The following is an 8,569-nucleotide window of genomic DNA, read 5'->3' on the forward strand; positions in this document are numbered from 1 at the left end:
ACAGGAGAACTTATAGATGAAAACATTATTATAGAAACAGGAGATGAAGTTAATAAGAATACAGGCTCCGGTAGAAAGCAAAAAATCATCAAATTAAATGAAAATAATGCTGTTGTTATAGGAGTTGAGGTAAATGTTAAGGGAATATTTGCTGTAGCAACCAATCTAATTGGTAAAGTTTTAGTTGAAGAAAAAATTACTTATTCTTATGATAAAAGGAATATCAACATTGAGATAACTAATTTAATAGAAAAAATTGTCAGCAAAATTAAAAAAAATGAGATATTGGGAGTAGGTATAGCTGTTCCCGGTCATTATGACACTAAAAATAATTCTATTATTTCAAATAACCAGAGCTGGGCCTATTTTAATTTACTAGAAATAAGTAATAGGTTTAAATTCCCATTCATAGCAGAAAATAACATAAAATGTATGGCTATTGGTGAATACTTATTTAACGTTCAATCCACTCCTGAAAATTTTTTATTTTTCCATATAGGCGCTGGGATGTTCTGCTCTTTTTTTCAATCAAAAAGTTTAGGGTTTAATTCGAATTATTATCTTGGTGAAATTGGACATACTGTGGTAGATATAAATGGTCCTAAATGTGAGTGTGGCAAACAAGGTTGCTTGCAAACTTACATATCTGATTCATGGCTACTAAAACGTGCGCGATTTTTATTTGATTATTCACAAAATACTACACTTAAAAGTTTAGTTAATCAATCTAAAAATATAGATTTAACCACAATTATACATGCATATGAATTAGGTGATATATATATAAATAATCAAATAGATTTAGGATTGAAATTACTAGCTACTTCTATTGCAAATAGTTTGATATTCCAAGATGCCCATAAAATTTATATAAATAGTGAACTTTTAAACTATAATAGCTTTAGGACTCAACTAATTAACTCTGTAAAAAAACAATTATCCTTTATACCAACTCAAGAAAATACCCTTATCGAAGTGTTAAACTATAATATATATAGAGGAGCGAAAGGGGCTTCTTCCCTAGCTGTCTTGGGTATCTTTATTAGACACACTGGATATAGCATTTACTGATAGGAAAGTCAGCTTCTACTCTTTTAAAAGAATACAATATACCAGAAAAAAGGAACTATATGTATTTGAAAAAATGTTATTTAGGTAGTGAATTTCATCCTTTAAAAGCTTCTTCAGGACGCTCCTTAGAACGAGTATTCTCTCTTTCCAAAATTTTATAGGAAAAAGAGAATACAGTTTTTTAATACCTAACCAATTAGTATTAGACAATACAATTTGTTTATTCTTTCTATAGCCTTTCATTTGATAGAATCCCCCGCTTATTTTGACAATTTCAAATGATGGATTAATCAATAATCGCACTGTTTAACTTTTTATCTTTGAAGTCAGTGGTCTATTGAGAAAATAGAATATTGGGAGTAATAATTGTGATTTTTTTATATCTTCGATTGATCAGTTGAAATAATAGATTCAGTTCATATTGTGAAAAAGAAAGATAGTCAACCTTATATCATATCCAATATATTTCTTTAGAATCGATTCGATAGTATTGCATAGCGGTTTTCTCCTATAAGTCATTGTATACTTCTGAATTTTCATCAATGAATCGTTCAGCTTTCTTCATCTTCTAAATTCTTAAAAACATCTGATTGAAGAATTTAGAAACTGTATACAAAAAATATCAAGCGTTAGAAAAAAGTTCATCAAGCTATTTTTATATCTAATCTAAATGCGCTACTGAAGGATCTATGAAAACGAGCAAAACAAAAATCAAATCTTAAGCTAATTCAAAGATTTGGTGAGTAAGTTCAACTGAGGAAATTTGTAAAGTATATTGCAGAAAAAGTTTTAAAAATTTTTTCTAGTAAAAAAACGCTAAAAATCAAGGTTTCCCCTTGTTTTTTAGACATCACAAACTAGAGGTACCCTTTTTTCCAGAAAAAAATTTGTCCCCCTTATTCAAAATATAAACCCGTTTCTCAGGTGCTTGATTTTTACTGATCTAATGTTGTACAAAAACCAAATATTCGCCATGGTCGAGTATTGATCAAACAGACATAACGATCTAATTCCTCTTGTGTCACCTGCGCAATATCTTTTCCTTTTGGAATGTATTCACGCAATAATCCATTTGTATTTTCATTTGTTCCACGTTACCAAGAACCATAAGGATCCGCAAAATAAACAGGCACTTATAATTTTTCCTCTAGTTCCTCATAATTTGAAAAATCTTTCCCGTTGTCCGCTGTTAATGAACAAACAACCTCATTCTTTAACATGTCCAACAATCGTTGCGTGACCGTTACTGCTTTTCTATCAGGTAATACTTACGCCAAGCCAATAGTTTATGAAAACAACGATCGACAACCGTTACAATCGCCTAATCATTTTCGTTCGTTAGCTTCTGTCGGTCGCTCATGAATACTTTTCCGCCTTTCATTCGATTGACTTCAGAAGATCATTTTAATGGTTTTCCTTTTCTTCGCAGAGGAAAAAATCGAAAAAGACAGTGCAGACATCGAAAAAATCCGACAAATTTTAGCCGCACAAACAAGTACCAGAATTGCCCAAGAAACAGGAATTACAAAATCAACCATTGAAAAATTAAAAAGTGGGGATCGAGCAGTAGAAAAACTCAATCTTGCCTACTCAATTAAATTAACCGAATACGCCAACCAACAAAGCGCCCCTATTATTGAAATATGGGGAAGAAGACCACATAAAAAATAAAAAAGGCAGTGAAAAACAATCTATGAAAACAACTTCTTATTTCCAAATAAGTAGAATTGTTATTTACCTATTTTACTTAATCAATACAACATTCCATCTAATCACAAACAAACTATTTACAATTCCTTTCCTCATTCTTACCGTTTTGTGTATCATCATCGATCCAATAGACACAATCCACCAAGTAAAAAAGGATAGTTTTTTTTAACCTATCCTTTCATACATTCACCAATCTATCTCTTACTATTGTTACAACTATTCTTAGTTTTTCTTACACTAAAATAATAAACAACCGAAAAACCTACAAAAAGCCCTGTAGTAACCCACCAATTAAACGGCCTATCCAATAAATTAGATAAACACCAATTTAACAATAATATGACTAAAAACTACAAAAATAATTTTAAAATCTTTCATCATACAAAATCAACTATCACAAAATAATACTACTAAAAAAAGGTAATTTTAATAAACACAAGTTGCGGAAGAAGCAATATTATTAATAACAAAATATTAATCACTAATGCTATCTTCCAAAAAAATATTTTTTCTTTTTTATATTTATCAACAAAAACAAAACATAAAATAATTAATAAAAAATCTAATCCAACAAAGGGCAATAAATTAGCTAAAAACATATTAAGACAACTTCATCCCTGTAACTAAATAATTCCCAGAAATATTCCCATACAATCTAACCGTAGTATTCATACTAAACAAGTCTATAGCCACTGAAGTTTGCCCCTTCACTCCAGATGTTGTAGAAGTATAATATGGTTTTCCTAGGGTAGTTGACCAAAGCAAACCATTAGACCATGTTCCATAAGCTTTCGTGATATTCTTGTTTTTCACAGTCACTTTATAACCGAAATTACAAGTTATTCCAATAAACGATACATTATATGTTTTATTCGCAAGTTTGTATTTATCTCCAGCTTGTCTTGTCGATATACCTACCTCTTCTTCAACACTCAATTTACCTACATAATTTCCTTCATTATCAACAATGATTGTTTCTTCCTTACTAGTAAACCCATCTAAGCTTATTTCAGATACTATTCCAGTTTCTACCACATCAGCAACTAACTTTTTATTTAATGTTTCAGCCGCATGCACACTCGTACCAGCACTTACAAATACACTAAATCCGATTAACAAAACACCTAATAAAGAAAAACATTTAAATACTTGTTTCATCTTTTAGCACCTCCATTTTTTATTTGCTTTCTACTCATTTATACTACAGATTGTTCTCAAAACTGATTTTTTCCGCTTTTTTGTTTTATTCCTTTCCGCCTTGTAACAACCTTCACAAATGGAGTATGGCATATCTTCTATCGAAAAAACAGTCTATTCTTTTCCCCTTATTTACGTTATAATTATTTTTATAGGTGTTATTTACATTACCGATCATCCTTTTCTTTTCATCTTTATTTGAAAACGCCAGTTATTTAATATACACTTCGGACATAATACACTTTGATCGCGTCTACTTTTTGTTCCACCACTTTCACTTGTAATAAAACAAAACGTATCACATCATTTGCATGTTCTTCCCCAAACAATAAATACTGATCCGGATTGTCTACATCTTGTGTAATTTGATGAAGTTTGCCAGTTGTTTTTATTTCTACATGTGGATCAGCATCGATACTATTGTCTTGAATACAACGTTCCGTCATGTATTCCCGTACTGTTTGATTACATTTGTAAACATCCGTGAAATTACTCCACTTTCTAGCAAAGTCTTTTAAAAAACTTTTTGTCGTTTTCTCTATTTGTGCTTCTTTTGACTGACTTGATTGACTTATACTAATAGAACTTTCAACCAGCTCTTCACTAGAAATCTCAACATCTTCGGTACTCTCAATCGTTTCTCCTGTTGTTGCCCTTTGTATTGCTTATTCTTCTGAAAAAAACAACTACAACCAGAAAGTCCAATCAAACACAAACAACTAACTATTAACATCATTCCTTTTCTCACAACTGCATTCACCTGCATTTTTTACTAAAAACGTTTAAAATCTCGTAAAGTTTTTTAACTCGATATCCTTTATGTGTAATGCACCACACCCCTTTTCATTTACTTATTCTTTTGTCATGGTTACTTCTAAAAGATTTTCTCGCAGACAAACAATTTGTTTTTCTTTTTACGAAAAGAGTAACGCTTCCTCTTCATTCAAGCAATATCCATTGCTTTTTCTTTAGATTTATCAAATGTCGTTACTTGAAATACATACATCTTATTTACACCGTTTTGTTGAACAGCTGCCACTTCGATCAGCCATTGAAATAATTCCATTAGCTACCTCCACATAAAAATACTCTATGGCACTTTAGTGTTTTACTAACCTCTACACTATAGAGTATAAATCTGGATTATTGACGCAAATCCTTAAAACACCTAAAAAAATGATTTTGATCAGTGAGCTTCAAAACAATCTATTCAATAAAATAATCTCAAATTTCATCTTGACTTATTACCATTAGACTATAGAGAATGGGCGACTTCTGCCTAATTATGTAAAAAGTTATGTAAAACTAGAGATATAACTAATTTTTGATTACTGATAACAGAATCAAATTGTGTTGTTCTTGTTAATCAGTAATCAACAGGAGAATGATATGCTAATTCTGCTAAAACTCTATTATTCCAAAAATAGATAGCTTATGAGACCTGTCTGCTCATCTCTATTATTTTAAGCATAAGAACAGCTAAAGTTTTTTCGATACGATCAACATTTTAGATCAATGTCTAACACAATTGTTTTGTAAGAAGCTGACATTTATAAATAGATACAAATTAGAAATTAATTCAATATGCTTAAAAAACAGATAAGTACTATTCCCAACTAGTTATGACTAAATCTCAGTTATACCTTTCTTTACCAACACTAAATATTTATAGAACTAATATTCTGCAATACAACCTAACTTATGGTTAAATAACTCTCCTACTGCTCGATTCTGAGTAAGAGAAGACAAATTTTAATCCGCAAAAAAACATTTACAATAAGAATACTACACCATCCTGAATCAACTTGCTCAAAAAATAAAATGCGTTATAATAAATACCAAAAGAGTATTAGGTTGCACATTAAAAAAACTTCCCCAAGCTTTCCTCTCACCTAATACTCTTCAAAAATTATACCGTAATATATAAAATAAAAAAATTCTCCAACTATTTTTTAAAGAAATTACATAACTTTTTATATACCTTCTTTTGTAGAACGCAAATCTACAATCGGACAGTTATAAAGCCTCCTGCTCTAACCAACTGAACTAAAGGTACAAAACAATCCGCTTTTTGGTTATTACGGCGTTTGAAAGAGAAAATTAGATGTAATCAAATAGTAAAACAAAACCGAAAACTTTTTAATGGCTGTCTTACACAAATTATTCTTCTAAAAGTTTATCAATTTCTTCTGGTTCCCAAGCCTGATTAAACGCATAATCTTTAAATAGCGCTGCTAAACCCGTTATCTGTTTTAATCGTAAAATCTCATCTTTATCCATTCCAAGATGTTTTGCAATCCACTGATCAGTCCGTCCATATTCATGAAGATCTTTGACAATATTACTCATCAAATCAACATCATGGCTTCCTCTAGCTCTATTATGGCGAATCGTTGAAGCCATTCTATGCTCTATGGATTTATCAATAATGGATACTGGAAGCAGCCCATTTTCTCGTTTATAAATTTCTGGATAATCTAACATAATCCTATATCTATGAAATCCATCAACAATAATATACTGATCTTTTTCTTGATCATAGTAACAAACAATCGGCATTGTATACCCATCTGATTTGATACTATCATAGAGTAGTTTCATTTCCGGTGGCGCAACAGTATTCGGATTATAGTCATTTGGAAAGATCTTTTCTACTGGGACTGGTTTTATACTATAGACTGGGCTTTTAAATTGAGTCATTTTCCATTTCCTCCAAACTTACTCTATATTTTTTTTTGATCAAATCCAATTTTTTTTGTTGCTCACGTGTCATACCAAATCCCATAAATCGACAAATATGATCATTCTTCAAAATACAAAAACACATTCTTTTCCAACTAGGTATATCCTTAGTACTTATTATATCATCTGTATCATCTGGAATTTTTTGCAAAAAAATAATCCTTGAATTCTTAAAAATTGTATAATTAGAAACACCATTCCTTTTTACTTTATATCCCTTTTCTTTGAGTTCTTTAATCGTTTCCTCTTCTAATCCACCACCTGTCTGATGCCAAAAACGGATTGATTTATTGAATTTCTCAATATAATTATTTCTTAATTTTTCTGGTAAAGTAGCTAAAAGAAATCGAGTAAACGATCTCCAACTATGTCCTTCTGGGAGACTTATATTTCTATATCCCATCGCCTTAGTTTTCCCATAAATACTCGTAAAATTTACTCCTTGAACACGTCCTAAAAGTTTAACCCATATTTGCGGATCAATAACACGATATAGATTAAGAGTATCCTTTCCATAATCTTGAAAAGGAGAAGCAACTCGCATTTGAGCTGGTGTCAAACCAGCTTTATAATAAAGATCATATAAACGATTATATTTATATCCAAAACAATAATACGCGTGCCATATATCTTCGACTGACCAATCATAGAGAGGTGATCCTGCCCAAACTTCTTTAAATTGTTTTGTAATCCAACAAGTATCTTTATAACCATATTTTTTATTAACAAAACCACTATATCTTTGCAAAGATTCTGAAGCGCGAATTCCCAACAAACAAATTGTTTTTTTATTGTGATGAAGCTGACTATACCATCTTCCAAATTGTTTTGCTAAATCTTCTTGATGCATACGGTAATAATAAGTGGTAATTGGATTATTATCTAAATGAATAACATAATCATGACACGGCATTTGACGTACCCATGATTTTTTCTTCTTATCATCCCAAGGATACCAATACATTTCATAACTGCTTAATGCTGTACGTGTTGCCATTGGAAGACAGACCCAATATAACTTTACATTTTTTCTCTTTTCTAATAAACAAAACGTTTTTTCAACATATTCCGTGGTTGCAGTATACTGAGCTTCAAAATCTTGATGAAAAATACCAATTTCTTTACTAGGATAGTACTTATCTCTAAAATCTAATAATAAGTTTAGTAAGAGCCCACTATCCTTTCCCCCTGAAAAAGAAATATAGATAACAGAGAATTCTCGGAATACAAAATGAAAACGTTCTAATAAAGCTTCATAAACATTCTTTCCCAAAAATTTTTTCTCCATTCTGCCTAAACTCCCCCTTCACATATAAATAAAACTTTGATTCAGTCTCTTTATTTTTATATGATAATCCTTAAAAAACATTTTAGCAATTACTATTTACTCTAAATCAAATAATTCATTTAAATCAGTATTTATTCCTCTCATAAAAGCTGTTTATCCATTGTTTGAAAAACTATATGTATTTCTTCCCGTACATATAGTTTTATTTTCTTTTTTATGAAATTATTTAAAAAGGTAAAAATCAAGCTAATAGATAATAATTTTCCATAAAAATCATATATATTTATTTGTTAACTATCAGCTTTTTAGAAAGATATTTTTAGGATTTAATTCGTAAATAAAAGAATTCTTTGATAAAACTATATGGTAGTATTCGAAGTTCCTTACTTAAATCAATATAATTATCTTGCATATACTTATAGAATATCTATTTTATTCGAATTTATCGTTTGTTGAAATTGTTTTGGCGAAACTCCTGTATATTTCTTAAAAACTGTTGATAAATGTGAAGAATTAGAAAAACCAAGTGTAAAAGCCACTTCACTAATTGTATTATTAGAT

Annotated in this window: 8 protein-coding genes; 2 read left to right on the forward strand and 6 right to left on the reverse strand. The window is 30.2% G+C overall.

Annotated elements, in window-relative coordinates; genetic code table 11:
* Both A5883_RS11790 and A5883_RS11800 read left to right on the forward strand, forming a co-directional pair.
* Window positions 1-1,071, forward strand: a 1,071-nt coding sequence (locus A5883_RS11790; protein ID WP_086338633.1) for an ROK family protein, incomplete at its 5' end; no start/stop codon positions are given.
* A 1,407-nt stretch (window positions 1,072-2,478) separates the two neighbouring features.
* On the forward strand, window positions 2,479-2,742 hold the full coding sequence (locus A5883_RS11800; RefSeq protein WP_441316248.1) for a hypothetical protein: 264 nt from the start codon (window positions 2,479-2,481) through the stop codon (window positions 2,740-2,742).
* Between the two features lie 639 nt (window positions 2,743-3,381).
* Here A5883_RS11800 and A5883_RS11810 read toward each other — a convergent pair.
* The 6 genes from A5883_RS11810 to A5883_RS11830 form a co-directional block, all read right to left on the reverse strand.
* The gene (locus A5883_RS11810; RefSeq protein ID WP_176323983.1) at window positions 3,382-3,939 is read right to left on the reverse strand and encodes a DUF5626 family protein; all 558 of its coding nucleotides are present in this window, start codon (window positions 3,937-3,939) and stop codon (window positions 3,382-3,384) included.
* 254 nt (window positions 3,940-4,193) lie between these two features.
* Entirely contained in the window at window positions 4,194-4,640 is a 447-nt protein-coding gene (locus tag A5883_RS19715) for an EF0163 family protein (protein WP_369596886.1), read from the reverse strand.
* A 281-nt stretch (window positions 4,641-4,921) separates the two neighbouring features.
* Window positions 4,922-5,044 (reverse strand): hypothetical protein, encoded by a 123-nt coding sequence (locus tag A5883_RS19500; protein WP_254907844.1) that lies wholly within the window; start codon window positions 5,042-5,044, stop codon window positions 4,922-4,924.
* 1,094 nt (window positions 5,045-6,138) lie between these two features.
* Window positions 6,139-6,678 carry an IbrB-like domain-containing protein gene (locus tag A5883_RS11820; protein ID WP_086338636.1) on the reverse strand — a complete coding sequence of 180 codons (540 nt, stop codon included), beginning with the start codon at window positions 6,676-6,678 and terminating at the stop codon, window positions 6,139-6,141.
* The gene (locus A5883_RS11825) at window positions 6,665-8,008 is read right to left on the reverse strand and encodes a phosphoadenosine phosphosulfate reductase (RefSeq protein WP_086338637.1); all 1,344 of its coding nucleotides are present in this window, start codon (window positions 8,006-8,008) and stop codon (window positions 6,665-6,667) included. Before A5883_RS11825 ends, A5883_RS11820 begins: the two co-directional genes overlap by 14 nt.
* A gap of 416 nt (window positions 8,009-8,424) precedes the next feature.
* A complete protein-coding gene (locus tag A5883_RS11830) occupies window positions 8,425-8,556 on the reverse strand; it encodes a helix-turn-helix domain-containing protein (RefSeq protein WP_254907858.1) in 132 nt (43 codons plus the stop codon).
* Between the last annotated feature and the right edge of the window lie 13 nt (window positions 8,557-8,569).

Source organism: Enterococcus sp. 5B3_DIV0040 (assembly GCF_002140755.1).
Classification (GTDB): Bacteria; Bacillota; Bacilli; order Lactobacillales; family Enterococcaceae; genus Enterococcus_D; species Enterococcus_D casseliflavus.